This window comes from Micrococcus sp. Alg238-R198 (assembly GCF_900537135.1).
GTDB classification, from domain to species: Bacteria; Actinomycetota; Actinomycetes; order Actinomycetales; family Micrococcaceae; genus Micrococcus; species Micrococcus luteus.
Map to the genome: position 1 here is coordinate 1 of NZ_UNRH01000007.1, position 15,376 is coordinate 15,376.

Below are 15,376 nucleotides of genomic sequence, written 5' to 3' on the forward strand. Positions count from 1 at the left end.
SGGGKGGGGGGGGGGGGGTGGTGGGCGCCCCCACCGGCGGGGACCGGGGCGGGGACGGTATCCTGCTGACCTGCCCAGGACCGGGGTCAGCGACGTGCCCGGCCAGTCTATGCACCCCGCTCCCACGCGGCGGGGAGGAAAGAGTGCCCCCGTGCAGAGCCCCGAGGTCTCCGTCCTCGTCGTCGACAACTACGACAGCTTCGTCTACACCCTGGTGGGCTACCTCGAGCAGCTCGGGGCCCGCACCACCGTGATCCGCAACGACGAGGTCACCCCCGCCCGCGCCCTCGAGCTCGCGGCCGAGCACACGGCGGTGCTCATCTCGCCCGGGCCGGGCGCGCCCGCCGACGCCGGTGTCTCCCTCGACCTCATCCGCTCCGCCGCCGACGGCGGCCGCCCGCTCTTCGGGGTGTGCCTGGGGCACCAGGCCATCGCGGAGGCGTTCGGCGCCACCGTGACGCACGCGGAGTCCCTCATGCACGGCAAGACGTCCCTGGTCCGCCACGGCGAGCACCCCATGTTCGAGGGCGTCCCCTCGCCGTTCACCGCCACCCGCTATCACTCGCTGGCCGCCGTGCGGGCCACCGTGGACGAGGCGGTCCTGGAGATCACCGCCGAGACCGAGGACGGCGTCGTGATGGGACTGGCCCACCGCACCGCGCCCCTGTGGGGCGTGCAGTTCCACCCCGAGTCCGTGCTCACCGAGGGCGGCTACCGGATGCTCGGCAACTGGCTCGAGTCCGTGGGGCTCTCCGGGGCCGCCGAGCGCGGTGGCCGGCTCTCGCCCCTCGTCCGCCAGGACTGACCGGTCCCGGGGCCCGGTTCGCGGGTCGGACGGCGCCCCGGCCGCTCAGGTGGACGGCGGCGGGTCGATCGAGGGCTCGGGGTCCGGCGTCAGCGTCGGCAGCGGGTCCACCGGCGTCGCGGTGGGCGACGTGCTCGGCGGCTGCCCGGTCGGCTCCGACGGGGCCGCCGACGTCGGTGACGGGCTCTGCGTCGGCCACGGCGTCTCGGTCGTCGTCGGCTCGGGGCTGGGCGTGGCCGAGGCGGACGGCGAGGGTGACGGCTCCGCGCTCTCGGAGGGCTCGGGGCTCTCCGTCGGCGGGGGGCTCGGTGGCGCGGACGCCGACGGCGTGGGCTCGGGCGCCTCGCTGGATGGCGGGGCCGGCTCGGAGGGCTCGGCCGTGGGCGCGATCCACGAGGAAGCGGTCAGGGTCAGGGAGGAACGGTTGTCCACGCGGACGCCGGCGGGCGGATCCTGGGCCACGACCGTGCCGGTGTCGGTGGTCGCGCCGTCCTCGTCCTGGATCCGCACGCGCAGCTCGGGGGCGCTCAGCGCCAGCTGACGCCGCGCGTCCGGAGCGCTCATCCCCACCACGTCCGGCACGGCGACCATGCCGCTGGACAGGTGCAGCACCACGGAGGAGCCGGGCGGCACGTGGGTGCCCATCGCGGGGTCGGTGCGGGCGAGCAGCCCGCGCTCGAGTCGGCCGTCGTCCTGGTACTGCACGGAGGAGACGCGCAGGCCCAACCGTTCCAGCTCGCGGCGGGCCGCGTCCTCGGACAGCCCGTGCAGGGAGTCGGGCAGCGCGATGCCCTCCTCGCCGCGGGACACCCGGATCCGCACCTCGGCCCCGCGGGGCACCTCCGTGCCCGTCGGCGGGTCGCTCTGGGTGACGGTCCCGTCCGGGGCGTCGGCCATGTACGCGGACGAGACGACGGCCACCAGGCCTGCGTCCTCGAGCGCCGCGACCGCCTCATCCTGCTGCAGCCCCACCACCGTGGGCACCTCCACGGTGGTGCGCAGGGCCGCCGCGAGCCACGGCGCCAGGACCAGGACCAGCGCCACCAGGACCGCGCCGGCCGCCAGGAGCGTGCGCCGGCGGAGGCGCCGGCGCACGCGACGGGGTGTGGCCGTCGCCGACGCCGGCGTGTCCCCGGGCGGTTCGGGCCGGGGCGTCGCGACCGCACCGGGCGTCACCGGCTGGCCGGCCGTCACCGGGCGGGGGCCGTCCATGGCGGCGGCGGCGGCCAGCTGCGCGGCGGAGGCGGCGCCGGGCAGTCCCGCACCCGCGACGGCATGGTTCGCCGCCTGGGGGTGTGCGGCGTCCGGCTCGGCCGGGATGGAGGGCGTCGGCCGGGTCAGCGGGACCGCGGCCGTCGGCACGTCGGCGTCGTCGGCCCCGTGCTCCGCGGCCGCAGAGCCCAGCACCGCGCCGACGAGGGCGGGAGTGACGGCATCGAGCGGCGGGGTGTGACGGCCGGGGCCGGCGTGCGGATCCGCGGCGGCCTCCTCGAGGGCCGCGAGGAACGCGGCGCCCGTGGGGAACCGGTCCTCCGGATCCTTGCGCAGGGCGCGCAGCACCACGGGGTCGAACGCGGGCGGCAGGTCGGGGTCGACGTCGGAGGGCGCCGGCGGCTCCTCGCGCACGTGTTGATAGGCCACGGCCAGCGGCGTGTCACCCGTGAAGGGGGGTCGGCCCGTGAGCAGCTCGAACAGCAGGCAGCCGGCCGCGTAGAGGTCGGCGCGGCCGTCCACGATGCGGCCCGTCGCCTGCTCCGGGGCCAGGTAGAGGGCCGTGCCCACCACGGCCTGGGTCTGCGACGTGGTGGCGGAGGTGTCGGCCAGCGCATGGGCGATCCCGAAGTCCATCACCTTGACGGCGCCCGTCTCCGTGACCATGACGTTCGCGGGCTTCACGTCGCGGTGGACGATGCCCTCCTCATGCGCGTGCTCGAGCGCTTCCAGCACGCCCCGGGTCCAGGCCACGGCACGGTCCGTGCCCACGGCGCCCTCGGCGTGCAGGATCTCCCGCAGCGTCCGGCCGGAGACGAGCTCCATCACCAGGAACGGGCAGTCCACCGGATGGAGGCCGTCCTCGAGAGAGACCTCGCCCGTGTCGTACACGGAGACGATCGAGGGGTGGTTCAGGGAGGCCGCCGAGCGTGCCTCCTTGCGGAAGCGTGCCTGGAAGTGCGGATCGCGCGCCAGGTCCCGGCGCATCAGCTTGACCGCCACCGGGCGGTGTAGCCGCAGGTCCTCGCCGCGGAAGACGTCCGCCATGCCGCCGCGCCCGATCAGCTCACCGATCCGGTACCGCCCGTTCAGGATCCTCTGCTCATCCACAGACACGTCCGCGTGCCCGTCCCGCCCGCCGCTCAAGCGGAGGGCGTGGCGTCGGCGGACGAGGCCTCCGCACCACGCGCGTCAGCGGACGGGTCGGTGGTGGGCTCGCCCGTCGGTGCCGTGGACTCCCCGGAGGACTCCGTCGTCGGATCCCCCGTGGGCGTCGTCGGCTCCTCGGACGGCTCCGGCATGGGCTCCGGGTCGGCGGTGGCCGTCGGGGATTCGGCGGTGGGGGACGGGCGGGGCTCGTCCGAGGCCGACGGGCTCGGCTCGCTGCTCGGCTCGGTGCTCGGCTCCTCCGACGCGCTGGGCTCCGGCTCCGAGGCGGGCTGGGACGCCTCGCGGGTCGGCGCGGCGTCGGACCCGCCGGTGGCCACGATCAGCTGCACGTGCGTGTCGTAGCGGTGACGCTCGCCCTCGCCGGGCACCACGCGCACCACCTCGCCGTCGGCGCCGTCGGCGGACGGGTCGTCCACCCGGTCCACGGTGAAGCCGCGGTCGCGCAGCGTCTGGATCGCGCTCTCCACGGGTTGGCCCACGAGGCCCTCCGGGATGACGCCCTCCCCGGTGGAGACGGCCAGCGTGACGGTCTCACCGCGCCGCAGCGCCCCCACCGGGTTGATCTCCTCGACGGTGCCCTGCGGGCTCTGCGCGTCGCGGTCCTCCTCGCGCACCGCCAGGCCGAGGCCCTCGAGCTCGGTGCGCACCTCGCTCACGGGGCGACCCTTGTACGCCTCCGGGTCCACGTGCACGGACGACTCCTCCTGCGAGGTCGCCGGCGCTGAGCCGCCGACGCCGCGGTCACCCGTGAGCAGCGGCCACAGCAGCGCCCCCAGCAGGGCGAACACCACGAGCCCGAGCAGCGCCCACAGCGGCCAGCGGTTGGCGCGTCGCCGGCGGGCGGGCGCGGATCCTCCCCCGGCGGGCGGGCCCGGGTCCACGACGTCGCCCGGGCGGGTCTGCTGGTCGCGCACGGCGGCGATCTCGTGGTCGCGCGTGCGAGCGCTCGCGGCGGCGCCGAACGCACCGGCCGCGCCCACGGCCGCCGCACCGGCGGCGCCGGTGCCGCGGGCGGCGTCGTCGGTGCGGGGCTGGGCCGTGGTCACCGGCAGCGCCGCGGTGGCGGGGGAGCCGTCCGCCCGGGTGCCCTCGGCGCGCGGATGGGTGGTGCGCATGCCGTCGTAGTCCAGGGGAGCGGTCTCGGCGCCCGAGGGGTCGGTCACGCCCTGCTCCTCGAGGAAGACGGCCAGGGCGGGCACGGCCTCCACGGCGCCGCGGGTGTCCTTGCGCCGCAGCGCGTCGGCGGCGTCCGAGAGCGCGGCCGCGTCCGAGGGCCGCTCCCGGGGGTCCTTCGAGAGCATGCACATGATCAGGGCGCGCACCGGGGCCGGGACGGTGTCCGGCAGGGGCGGCGGCGTGTCGTTGACCTGGGCGAGGGCGATCGCGATCTGGGACTCGCCCGTGAACGGGCGATGCCCGGCGAGGGCCTCGTAGCCGATGATGCCCAGCGAGTAGAGATCGGAGGAGCCGGTGGCCTGCTGCCCCGTGGCCTGCTCGGGCGCGAGGTACTGGGCGGTGCCCATCACCTGGCCGGTGGCCGTGAGGGGGACCTGGTCCGCCAGGCGCGCGATGCCGAAGTCCGTCACCTTCACCCGGCCGGTGGGCGTGATCATGAGGTTGCCGGGCTTGACGTCGCGGTGCACGAGCCCCTGGGCGTGGGCCGCCGAGAGCGCGGCCGCCGTCTGCGCGATGATCCGCAGGGTCCGCTCGGGGGAGAGCACCTTCTCCTTCTCGAGGATGGAGGACAGCGGCTGGCCCGGCACGAGCTCCATGACGAGGTAGGCGGAGCCCTTCTCCTCGCCGTAGTCGTAGACGTTGGCGACGCCGGGGTGGTTCAGCAGCGCGGTGTGCTGGGCCTCCGCCCGGAAGCGGCGCAGGAAGTTGGGGTCACCCGTGTACTCCTCCTTGAGGATCTTCACGGCGGTGATCCGGCCCAGGACCTTGTCCCGCGCCTTCCACACCTCGCCCATGCCGCCGATCGCGATGCGATCGGTCAACTGGTACCTGCCGCCGAGGGTGATGCCCGATGTCGGCCTCATTCCGTGACCACCGCTTCCATGATTGCCTTCATGCCACTGACGACTGTCTGATGTCCAACCCCCGGCGGCTCGTCCTCCACCACGATCGTCACGGCCGCCCGGGGGTTCTCGCTCGCGTCGAAGCCGGTGATCCAGGAGTGCACGTTGCCCGTGTCCCCGACCTCGGCCGTGCCCGACTTCGCCGCGATCCGCACCGTGTCCGACTGCACGGATCCCAGGATGCCGTCCTCCACCGCCGAGACCATCATGTCCGAGACCTGCCCGGCCACCTCGGGGGTCGTGGCCCGGCCGCGCTCACGGGGGCTGAACTCCTGCACCGTGGTGAGGTCCGAACGGCGGACCGCCTTGATCAGCTGCGGCTCCATGACCACGCCGTCGTTCGCGATGCCGGCGGCCACCATGGCCATCTGCAGCGCGGTGGCCTGCACGTCCCGCTGGCCGATCGAGGACTGCGCCAGCGTGGCGTCGTCCAGGTCGGAGGGGAACACGGAGCCGGTCACGGGCAACGGGTAGTCGAAGGAGTCGTTGAAGCCGAACCGCTCGGCGACCTCCCGGATCCGGTCTTGGCCCAGCTCGACGGCGGCCATGGCGAACGGCGTGTTGCAGGACTGCGCCAGCGCCCACGTGAGGGTCTGACGCCCCACGGTGTTGCACGGTGAGCCGTCGTAGTTGGGCAGCTCCGTGGTCGTGCCGGGCAGCGTCCACGCGGCGGGGATGTCCACCGTCCCGCCCGGGGTGTAGTCACCGGACTCGAGCATGGCCACCGCGTCGATCAGCTTGAACGTGGAGCCGGGGGACACGAGCTGCTCCGCGGCGCGGTTGCGGTATGCGCTGGCGCCGGGGATCTGGTCGATCGCGGCCATGGCCGACTGCGCCTCGGCCGGGCTGTGTGAGGAGAGCGCGTTGGAGTCGAAGCCCGGCTTCGACGCCATGGCCAGGATCTCGCCCGTCGTCGGGTCCGTGACCACGGCGGAGGCGCGCACGCCGTCCGGGAGCGCGTCGTACGCCAGACGCTGCAGCTCGGGGTCGATCGTCAGCTCCACCTGGTCGCCCTCGGGCGTGGCACCCGTGATGATCTCCATGGCGCGGTCCACGAACTGGGACGTGGGGGTGCCGGAGAGCTGCTCGTTCATGGCCGCCTCCAGCCCGTCGGTGCCGTAGGTGAGCGAATAGAAGCCCGTGAGCGGGGCGTACAGCTCGGTCTCGTGGTAGACGCGCTGGTAGTGGTACGCGTCGCCGGAGGGGACGGACTCGGCGATCGGCTCGCCGTCCACGAGGATCGGCCCGCGCGGGGCGCCGAACTCCAGGAACATCTGCCGAGAGTTCAGGGCGTGCGTCTTGAGCTGGTCAGCGGCCAGCACCTGGATGACGGACGCAGCCAGCGCGAGCACGAGGAGCATGGCCGCCATGACGGTCCACGTGCGTCGGATCGCCTCGTTCACCGCTCCTCACCTCCTCCCGGGGGCACGGCGGCCGCCGGGAGCGCCGTGCCGGGGTCGAGGTGGCCGGCGCCGGGCCCGGACGCGTTGACCATCCCGTCCACGACCACGGGCCGGCGGGCGGCGTTCGAGATGCGCAGCACGAGCCCCACGATGATCCAGTTGGCCAGCAGCGAGGAGCCGCCGGCGGCGAGGAACGGCGTCGTGAGGCCGGTGAGCGGCAGCACGAGGGTCACGCCGCCCATCACCACGAACACCTGCCACGCCATGGTGAAGGCCAGGCCGGAGGCGAGCACCTTGCCGAACGCGTCGCGCACGCCGAGGGCGGCGCGCATCATGCGGGTGACGAGCAGGAGGTACAGGACGAGCACGGCGGCCAGGCCCACGAAGCCGAGCTCCTCGCCGATGGCCGTGAGGATCATGTCCGAGAAGGACAGCGGCACCTGGGTGGGGTTGCCCGCGCCCAGGCCGGTGCCCATCAGCCCGCCCGAGGCCATCGCGAACAGGCCCTGGACCACCTGGTAGGAGCCGCCGAAGTCGCGATGGTAGATCTCGGGGTCGAAGGCCCTCAGCCAGATCTCGAACCTGGCGGTCACGTGCGGCATGAACAGGAACGCCAGCGCCGCGCCGAAGGCGATCAGGCCCAGGCCGAGGAGGATCCAGGAGGCGCGGGACGTGGCGATGTAGAGCATCGCCATGAACATGCCGAAGAACAGCAGGGCCGAGCCCAGGTCGCGCTGGAACACGAGCACGCCGAGCGCCAGGAGCCAGCCGGCCAGCAACGGGCCGAGGTCCCGGGCTCGGGGGAAGGTCACCGGGCCCACACGGCGGCCGGCCAGCAGGATCAGGTCGCGGTTCGCGGAGAGGTAGCCGGCGAAGAAGATGGCCAGCGTGATCTTGGCGATCTCGCCGGGCTGGAAGGTGCCGAATCCGACGTCGATCCAGATCCGCGCCCCGTACATGCTCAGGCCCAGCCCGGGCACGAGCGGCAGGAGCAGCAGCACGCCGGACGCGGCGAGGAACAGGTAGGGCCAGCGCCGCAGCACCCGGTGGTCGCGCACCAGGAACACCAGGGCGGAGGCCACCAGGACGGCCAGGACGGACCACACGAGCTGCGAGGTGGGGTTGGCCATCGCGGCGTCCTGGCTCAGCCGGTGGATCATGGCCAGGCCCAGCCCGTTGAGCAGGGCGGTGATCGGCAGCATGAACGGGTCCGCGTAGGGGGCCCGCAGCCGCAGGACCACGTGCAGCACGAGGGTGGCGGCGCCGAAGACGCCCAGCGGCACCCAGGCGGTGGAGTCCAGCGGGGCGTCCGTGCCGATCATGCCCAGCAGGTCCGCCCCCAGGGCGATGGCCAGGGCGGCCAGCAGCAGGACCAGTTCGATGTTCCGGCGCGGGCGTGCGGGGGAGATCACCTCGGTCACGGGGCCTCACCTCCCGTCGCGCTCGGGGACGACGCCGGGCTCGTCGGCGCGGTGGAGCCGGACGCGTCCGAGGGGCGGGCGGAGGACGACGACGGCGTCGTGCTCGGCCGGGCCCGCTCGGAGGGCTCACCGGCGGGGGCGGGGGCGTTCGGGTGCAGCGAGTCGCGCAGCTCGGCGACGATCTGCTCCGCGTGGTCCACGTCCCGGGCGGGCATGCCGGCGTTCACGCGGTCGCGTGCGTACGCGGGCAGCGCGTCCACCGGGAGGTCGGTCTGGCGGTCCACGTGGGACAGCTCGAGCGGGCCCAGCCGCTGGGAGACGCCCTTGAACACGGCGATCCGGCCGTCGTTGGCCCCCACGTAGTACTGCGTCTGGGTCCACAGGTAGCCCCACACGGCCACGGCCGCGAGGGTGAGGGCGAGCAGCGTGGTGAACACGGGGATGAACCAGCCGCGGCGGTACTGCACCGGGCGGTCGTCCTTTCCACGCCGCCGACGCGCGGCCCCGTCCTCGGGGCCGCCGGCGGGCCCGGCGGTCGCCGGGGCCGGGGTGGGGGCCGTGGTCATCGGCTCGGCGGCCTCGTCGGACGGGTGGTCGGCAGCGGTGGCGGCCGGTGTGGCGGCGGAGGAGGAGCCGGCGGCGGCAGCGGTGCCGCTCGGCGCGGCGGGCGGGACGGAGGCGTCCGGGCGCGGGGCGGCGGCGGGATCCGGCCCGTCCGTGAGGACGGCCGCGGTGCGCCGGGGACGGTTCTCCGGCACGGGCGTCTCGCCGAGCAGGGCGGCGGCACGGCGGCGCGTGGAGCTGCGGGTGACCACGGGGATGCGATCGGTCTTCACGGCGTTGGAGGCCGCGCCGACGAGCAGGTGAGGCCGTGCGTCCAGGTCCTCGCGCAGCAGCAGGCCGGAGACCGGGCCGACCTCGGGCGGGTGGGCGGCGGCGAGGGCCTGCTCGGACAGGTGGACGTCCGGGACGGGGGCCAGCTCCTCCGCCGTGCCCTCCGCGATCTCGAACGCCACCACGGTGACGTTGTCCGGGGCGCCGCCCTTGAGGGTGAGGTCCACGAGGGTGTCGACGGCCTGGTTGAGAGCCTCCGAGTCCCGCAGCACCTCGTGGATCTTCTCGGGGGGGACCACGTCCGTGAGGCCGTCCGAGCAGAACAGCCACCGTTCTCCGGGGGCGACGGGCACCTCGAACACGTCCAGCTCGGGGGAGGCGTCCACGTCGCCGAGCACGCGCATGAGCACGTTCTTGTTCGGGTGGAACGGGGCCTCCCCGGCCTCGAGGCGCCCCTCGTCGACGAGCTTCTGCACGAACGTGTGGTCCGTGGTGACCTGGGAGAACTCGCCGTCCGCGAGCCGGTAGGCACGGGAGTCGCCGATGTGCGCGATGTGCAGCGTGGTCCCCGCGAGCAGGCCGGCGGTGCACGTGGTGCCCATGCCGGCGAGCTTGGGGTTGGCGTGCACCAGCTCGTTGAGGATCAGGTTGGCGTTCTGGATCTCGTCCGGCAGCACCGTGGCCGGGTCCTCGTAGCCCACCGCATCCAGCGGGGCCAGGTCCAGCACCGTGGACGCGCTTGCCACGTCGCCGCCCACGTGCCCGCCCATGCCGTCCGCGAGCACGGCCAGATGACGGCCCACGTAGGCGGAGTCGTCGTTCTTGGCACGGACGCGGCCGACGTCGGAGCGGGCGGCGTAGCGGAGGACGAGGGTCATGGGTCAGGCCTCGAGCTCCATGACGGTCTTGCCGATGCGGATGGCCGTGCCGGGGCCCACGGGCAGCGCGCGGGTGACGGGGGCGCCGTTCACGTAGGTGCCGTTCGTGGAGCCGAGGTCCTCGAGGAACCAGCGGGTGCCCTGCGGGAACAGCCGGGCGTGGCGGCCGGAGGCGTAGTCGTCCACGAGCACCAGGTCGGCGTCCTGGGCGCGGCCCATCAGCAGGGGACGGCCCTCCAGGGCGATGGTCTGCCCGGCCTTCGGGCCCTCGACCACCCGCAGGGTCCGGGACAGCCGCGGGGCCGGCGTCGTCGGCGCGGACGCGGCGGGGGCCGGCGTCGACGCGGGCGCGGGGCGGTCGACCGCGGACGAGCCCGCCCCGGCGGCCCCGGCCGCGGGCACCGCGGTGACCAGGCCGGCGTCGCGCTGGGCCTGCTGGAGGCGTGTCTTGTTGCGTCGGCCGACCACGAGGTCGCGGCCCTGCGCCATGACGATGGAGATGATCAGCACCCACAGGGCCAGCAGCAGGCCCATGCGGAGCACGGCGACGGCGAGCTCGCTCATGCGCGGCCCCCCGTCCCGCCGAAGAACAGCAGCTCGGTCTGGCCGACGGTCACCACGTCCCCGTCGCGCAGGGTGACGGAGCCGTCCACGCGGCGGCCGTTGACGAGCACGCCGTTGCGACTGCCCAGGTCCAGGAGCGTGACCGTGGAGCCGACGGTGAGCAGGCGCAGGTGTTCGCGGGACACCGAGGAGTCCGGGATCACGAGGTCGGCACGCTCGGCCGAGCGGCCGAGGATGAGGTCGTCCCCGTCCAGGGGGAGCATGCGGCCGTCCAGCTCGAGGGCCGGGCCGGCGGGCCCGGTCACGGGGCGGCCCATCACGACGGTCGGCTGGTCGGCGTGGGCGGGGGCGGCGGGCGCGGTCGAGGCGGCGGCCCGGCGGGGCGCCGGACGGGGCCCGACGCGCGGGGCGGGGGAGGGCTTGCGGGGCGCGGCCGCCGGCAGGTCCTCGACCAGTCGGTCCGGCGCCGCGGCCGAGGCTCCCGGGCCGTGGGCGGTGGCGGGCGAGGCGCCGTCGTCGTGGGGGGCCGGGGCGGTGAGCGAGCCGTCGTCCAGGCGGGTGACGACGCGCAGGTCCCCGGCGCGCACGTCCGCGTCCGGGTGGAAGGCGACCCGGACCGTGCCGGGCAGCGCATAGCCCTGGGAGTCGGCGTGGCGGATGACCTCGTCGCACAGCTCGCTGGCGAGGGTGGACCCCCACGAGCGGGCGCGCTCGAAGTCGGCGGGGGAGAAGTGGACCACGTAGCTGTTGGGCGCGACCGTGTGGCCCTCGGACAGCGCGAACGACTCGTCGTCCATCGCCTGTCGCAGGGCCGAGGCGATCTCCACCGGCTTGACCGCCCGCGGACCGCCGGCCGAGAAGGCCGAGCGCACGGCCCGCTCCAGGCCGCGTTCGAGGTTGTCCAGAAGTCCCACGACGGGGCCCCTTTCCACAGTTGTCCGTCCCGATACTACGGGCCGGGCTGGGAGACCGCCGAGAACAGCGGGATTCTGCGGGGTGGAGCGCGGGTGGGAGAGGTGCCGGAGGGGCGAGCTGCCGGCGTGGCGGGGACGCGGGGGTGGGCGTCGGGGCCGATTTGCACGCCCGGGCGGGCGGGGGTTAGAGTATTCCTCGCTGCCTGTGACGGTCGCCGGATGCCCGGAGCCGAGAGCAGGAAGCCGCTCGCGCGAGTGGCGGAATTGGTAGACGCGCTGGCTTCAGGTGCCAGTGTTCGCAAGGACGTGGGGGTTCAAGTCCCCCCTCGCGCACCGAGGACGAAGGCCCCGGAACCGTGTGGTTCCGGGGCCTTCGGCGTTCCCGGGGTGGGCCGGGCGCGGGGCCGCCCGCCCGACGCCGGCCCTCACGGCTTGACGCACACCACCGGGACGCGCGCCTCGAGGATGATCTGCTGCGCGGCCGATCCCAGCAGCAGCTTGCCCACGGGGGAGCGGTGCTTCACGCCCACCACGATCCGGCTCGCGCCCACACGCTCGGCGTGCTCGAGCAGGTCGCCGACGGCGTCCCGGCCGCGCTCCTGGGCGTGTGCCACGGACACGTCGACGCCGGCTTCGCGTGCCTCCGCCTCGTCCGGCTCGGTCCCGTCGAGGGAGAACCAGACCACGTCCTCCCCGCGCAGGGCCGCCTCGGCCAGGGCGGCCCGCCAGGCCGCGGCGCTCTCGGGGGTGCTGGTTCCGGTGCTGATGATCGTCATGGGGACCACTGTGCGTCATGGACGCGGCCCCCGTCACCACCCGGACCGGTTGTCGTCGGTCACTCTGCGGACGCAGAGTGCACGCCGCCCCGCCGCGCTGTTACCGTGACCTCCACCACTCGCACCTGTCCCCGGCGCCACTCCCTGGCGGCGGGGTGTCTCTGTTAGGAACCGCCATGCCCTCCACCTCCCCCGACGGCCCCCCGCGCCGACGCACGGGGGTCGGCCGGATCGTCTTCAGCGTGATCGCGGTGCTCACCGTGCTCGCGGCCTCCGCCTTCTCCATCCGCTCGGCTTCGGGAGGCAACGACATCCGCACCAACCTGACCCTCATCGCCCCCGCGGCCGCCGGCGGCGGCTGGGACTCGTTCCAGCGCGAGCTGCAGCAGACCATGCGCGTCAACGGGCTCGTGAACAACGTCCAGGTGGTCAACATCCCCGGCGCCGGCGGCAACATCGCCCTCGGTCAGCTGACCACGCTCGAGGACGCGAACAACCTCATGGTGGGCGGCACCGGCCAGATCGCCGCCCACGCGGCCCGTGGCACCGGCCCCGAGCTCTCCCAGGTCACCGCGGTCAGCCGCGTCGTCGAGGAGTACAGCCTCGTGGTGGTCCCGGCGGACTCGCCGTACCAGAGCATGGACGACCTGGTGACCGCCTGGCGCGCCGATCCCGCCCACGTGGCGTGGACCGGCGGCGGCTCCTTCGACCAGCTCGTCATGGCGGACATCGCCCGAACGGCCGACGTGCCGGTCGCGGACACCACCTACATCCCGTCCGACGGCGGCGGCGAGGCCATCCAGGCCCTGCTCAACGGCACCGCCCAGGCCTCCGCCGGCGGCTTCGCCGACATCTACCCGCAGGTCGAGGCCGGCCGTCTGCGCGCCCTCGGCGTGGTGGCGGCCGAGCCGCTGGCCGGCGTCGAGGAGATCCCGACCCTGCGCTCCCAGGGCTACGACGTCACGCTCACCAACTGGCGCGCCCTGTTCGTGCCGCCGGGCGTCTCCGCGGAGGAGCGCACGGAGCTCGAGACCCTCATCGCCGAGGCGGTCGACACCCCCGAGTGGAAGGAAGCGGTGCAGCGCAACTACTGGAACCCCGTGCCCCTCTCCGGCGCCGAACTCGAGGAGTTCATCGCCGCCGAGAAGGAGCGCATCGGCACGCTGACGGAGGAGATCAAGTGAGCCACGCATCCACCGTCCCCCCCGCCGCCGACGCCCCCTCCCGCTGGGGGCGCGCCGCCGGGCTCTCCGCGCTCGTCATGCCGGCCGTGCTGGCCGCGTTCAGCCTCTACCTGCTGCTGGGATCCCTGGCCATGGACACCGAGGGCGCCGACTTCCCCGGCCCGGACTTCTTCCCGCTGATCCTCGCGGTCGCGGGCCTCGTGATCGCCGCCGCGCTCGCGGTGGAGGTCGTGCGCGTGCGCCAGTCCCCCGAGGGTCAGGCCGACGCGGACGGCGAGGTCGGGCAGGCGGCCGGTCCGCTGACCCTGTTCCACTCGGACTTCGGCGCGCTGGCCTGGTGCTTCCTCGGCTTCCTCGCGTTCGCCGTCCTGCTGCCCTGGCTGGGGTGGATCCTCGCCGGGGCGCTGCTGTTCTGGTGCGTCACGCGCGCGTTCGGCGCCCCGCACCCCGTGTTCGACATCCTCGTCGCCCTGTTCGTCTCCTCGCTGGCCTACCTCGGCTTCGCGGTGGCCCTGGGCCTGACCCTGCCCTCGGGCATCCTGGGAGGTGGCTTCTGACATGGAGACCCTCGGACTCCTCATGGAGGGCTTCGCCGGAGCCCTCACCCCGATGAACCTGCTCTGGGTGGTGCTGGGCTGTCTGCTCGGCACCGCGGTCGGCGTGATGCCCGGACTCGGCTCCTCGATGGCCGTGGCCCTGCTGCTGCCCATGACCTTCGCCCTCGAGCCCACCGCCGCGTTCATCATGTTCTCCGGCGTGTACTTCGGCGGCCTCTTCGGCGACTCCACGATGGCCATCCTCATGAACACCCCCGGCCAGGCCTCGGCCATCGCCTCCACGTTCGAGGGGCACCGCATGGCCCAGGACGGCCGGGCGGCCCAGGCCCTGGCGACGGCGGCGCTCGGCGCCTTCATCGGCGGCATGGTGGCCTCGGTGTGCGTCGTGTTCCTCGCCCCCGTCCTGGCGGAGTTCTCCACGAGCTTCGGGCCCGCGGAGTACTTCGCGCTCGCGCTCTTCGCGTTCGTGGCCACCTCCTCGGTGGTCGCCGACTCGGTGCTGCGCGGCCTGGCCTCCCTGGTGCTGGGACTGGGCATCGCCGTCGTTGGGATCGATGCGGTGACCGGCACCGAGCGCTTCACGATGGGCTCCCCGCAGCTGTTCGACGGCATTCCGCTCGTGACCGTCACGGTGGCGATCCTCGCGCTCGGCGAGGTGTTCCACGTAGCCTCCCGGGTGCGCCGCGAGCACGAGGACCTGCGCATCCGTCGCACCGGCCGGCCGTGGCTGTCGGGCGCCGAGTTCCGTGAGGCCGCCCCGGCGTGGCTGCGCGGCACGGCGATCGGCCTGCCGTTCGGCATCGTGCCGGTGGGCGGCTCCGAGGTGCCGACGTTCCTGGCGTACTCGGCCGAGCGGCGCCTGGACCGGCGCCGGGCGCATCCGCAGTTCGGCCGCGGCGCGATCCGCGGGCTGGCGGCCCCGGAGGCCGCGGGCAACTCGACCACCGGCATGGCGATGGGCGCGCTGCTCACGCTCGGCCTGCCCGTCTCCGCGACGGCGGCCATCATGCTGGCGGCGTTCCGCCAGTACGGGCTGCAGCCCGGCCCCCTGCTGTTCGACCGCAGCCCGGACCTCGTGTGGGCGCTGCTGGCGAGCTTCTTCATCGCGATGATCGTGCTGCTGGCGATCAACCTGCCGTTCGCGCAGCTGTGGGCCAAGCTCCTGCTCATCCCGAAGCACTACCTCTACGCGGGGATCACGCTGTTCTGCGGGCTGGGCATCTACGCCACCACGGGCGCGGTGTTCGACCTGCTGATGCTGCTGGGGATCGGCGTGCTGGGCTTCCTGATGAGGCGGTACGGCTACCCGCTGGCGCCGCTGATGATCGGCATGGTGCTCGGCCCGCTGGCGGAGACCAGCCTGCGCGACGCCCTGCTCAGCTCGGTGGGCGACCCGGCCGTGCTCGTCTCCACCCCCATCACGTGGGTGATCTACGGGATCCTGGCGATCGTGCTGGCGTTCTCGGTGCGGGCCGCCGTCGTGCGCCGGACGCGTCAGGACGTGTGAGCGGAGGCGGGATCCGCGCCCCCCGAGACAACGCGGGTTGAGTTGTCACCGGTGTGCGGCCTCCGCACCCGTG

12 protein-coding genes and 1 tRNA gene are annotated in these 15,376 nt (G+C 74.2%); 5 read left to right on the forward strand and 8 right to left on the reverse strand.

Going from position 1 to position 15,376, the window contains the following annotated elements:
- The first annotated feature begins 151 nt into the window (after positions 1-151).
- Entirely contained in the window at positions 152-805 is a 654-nt protein-coding gene (locus tag G6R13_RS07950; protein ID WP_036314446.1) for an aminodeoxychorismate/anthranilate synthase component II, read from the forward strand.
- A gap of 45 nt (positions 806-850) precedes the next feature.
- On the opposite strand, the gene pknB is transcribed toward G6R13_RS07950, so the two are convergent.
- The 7 genes from pknB to G6R13_RS07985 are packed head-to-tail and all read right to left on the reverse strand — an operon-like array spanning position 851 to position 11,279.
- A complete protein-coding gene (pknB, locus tag G6R13_RS07955; protein ID WP_163721346.1) occupies positions 851-3,127 on the reverse strand; it encodes a Stk1 family PASTA domain-containing Ser/Thr kinase in 2,277 nt (758 codons plus the stop codon).
- A gap of 32 nt (positions 3,128-3,159) precedes the next feature.
- Positions 3,160-5,226 carry a protein kinase gene (locus G6R13_RS07960; protein ID WP_036314450.1) on the reverse strand — a complete coding sequence of 689 codons (2,067 nt, stop codon included), beginning with the start codon at positions 5,224-5,226 and terminating at the stop codon, positions 3,160-3,162.
- On the reverse strand, positions 5,223-6,668 hold the full coding sequence (locus G6R13_RS07965; RefSeq protein ID WP_036314452.1) for a penicillin-binding transpeptidase domain-containing protein: 1,446 nt from the start codon (positions 6,666-6,668) through the stop codon (positions 5,223-5,225). Before G6R13_RS07965 ends, G6R13_RS07960 begins: the two co-directional genes overlap by 4 nt.
- Positions 6,665-8,089, reverse strand: coding sequence for an FtsW/RodA/SpoVE family cell cycle protein (locus tag G6R13_RS07970; RefSeq protein ID WP_036314455.1), 1,425 nt, complete (start codon positions 8,087-8,089; stop codon positions 6,665-6,667). The genes G6R13_RS07965 and G6R13_RS07970 overlap by 4 nt, the downstream gene beginning before the upstream one ends.
- Positions 8,086-9,801 carry a PP2C family serine/threonine-protein phosphatase gene (locus tag G6R13_RS07975; RefSeq protein ID WP_136939875.1) on the reverse strand — a complete coding sequence of 572 codons (1,716 nt, stop codon included), beginning with the start codon at positions 9,799-9,801 and terminating at the stop codon, positions 8,086-8,088. Before G6R13_RS07975 ends, G6R13_RS07970 begins: the two co-directional genes overlap by 4 nt.
- Positions 9,802-9,804: 3 nt before the next feature.
- On the reverse strand, positions 9,805-10,365 hold the full coding sequence (locus G6R13_RS07980; protein ID WP_044659734.1) for an FHA domain-containing protein: 561 nt from the start codon (positions 10,363-10,365) through the stop codon (positions 9,805-9,807).
- Positions 10,362-11,279 carry a DUF3662 and FHA domain-containing protein gene (locus tag G6R13_RS07985; RefSeq protein WP_061873127.1) on the reverse strand — a complete coding sequence of 306 codons (918 nt, stop codon included), beginning with the start codon at positions 11,277-11,279 and terminating at the stop codon, positions 10,362-10,364. The genes G6R13_RS07980 and G6R13_RS07985 overlap by 4 nt, the downstream gene beginning before the upstream one ends.
- Positions 11,280-11,528: 249 nt before the next feature.
- On the opposite strand from G6R13_RS07985, the gene G6R13_RS07990 reads away from it, so the two are divergent.
- Positions 11,529-11,612, forward strand: a tRNA-Leu gene (locus G6R13_RS07990).
- 92 nt (positions 11,613-11,704) lie between these two features.
- On the opposite strand, the gene G6R13_RS07995 is transcribed toward G6R13_RS07990, so the two are convergent.
- Entirely contained in the window at positions 11,705-12,055 is a 351-nt protein-coding gene (locus G6R13_RS07995) for a universal stress protein (protein WP_098093919.1), read from the reverse strand.
- A 176-nt stretch (positions 12,056-12,231) separates the two neighbouring features.
- Here G6R13_RS07995 and G6R13_RS08000 point away from each other — a divergent pair, with 176 nt between their 5' ends.
- The 3 genes from G6R13_RS08000 to tctA are packed head-to-tail and all read left to right on the forward strand — an operon-like array spanning position 12,232 to position 15,303.
- Positions 12,232-13,239 carry a tripartite tricarboxylate transporter substrate-binding protein gene (locus G6R13_RS08000; RefSeq protein ID WP_136939876.1) on the forward strand — a complete coding sequence of 336 codons (1,008 nt, stop codon included), beginning with the start codon at positions 12,232-12,234 and terminating at the stop codon, positions 13,237-13,239.
- On the forward strand, positions 13,236-13,796 hold the full coding sequence (locus G6R13_RS08005) for a tripartite tricarboxylate transporter TctB family protein (protein ID WP_010079710.1): 561 nt from the start codon (positions 13,236-13,238) through the stop codon (positions 13,794-13,796). The genes G6R13_RS08000 and G6R13_RS08005 overlap by 4 nt, the downstream gene beginning before the upstream one ends.
- A 1-nt stretch (position 13,797) precedes the next feature.
- Positions 13,798-15,303, forward strand: a complete 1,506-nt coding sequence (gene tctA, locus G6R13_RS08010; RefSeq protein ID WP_002858211.1) for a tripartite tricarboxylate transporter permease TctA — start codon at positions 13,798-13,800, stop codon at positions 15,301-15,303.
- Positions 15,304-15,376 lie beyond the last annotated feature (73 nt).

What these genes read in the sequence shown, in the direction of transcription:
- G6R13_RS07960 (WP_036314450.1), bottom strand. Translation starts at nt 5,226, where the DNA reads ATGAGGCCGACATCGGGCATCACCCTCGGCGGCAGGTACCAGTTGACC.
- G6R13_RS07975 (WP_136939875.1), bottom strand. Translation starts at nt 9,801, where the DNA reads ATGACCCTCGTCCTCCGCTACGCCGCCCGCTCCGACGTCGGCCGCGTC.
- G6R13_RS07980 (WP_044659734.1), bottom strand. Translation starts at nt 10,365, where the DNA reads ATGAGCGAGCTCGCCGTCGCCGTGCTCCGCATGGGCCTGCTGCTGGCC.
- G6R13_RS07995 (WP_098093919.1), bottom strand. Translation starts at nt 12,055, where the DNA reads ATGACGATCATCAGCACCGGAACCAGCACCCCCGAGAGCGCCGCGGCC.
- G6R13_RS08000 (WP_136939876.1), top strand. Translation starts at nt 12,232, where the DNA reads ATGCCCTCCACCTCCCCCGACGGCCCCCCGCGCCGACGCACGGGGGTC.
- tctA (WP_002858211.1), top strand. Translation starts at nt 13,798, where the DNA reads ATGGAGACCCTCGGACTCCTCATGGAGGGCTTCGCCGGAGCCCTCACC.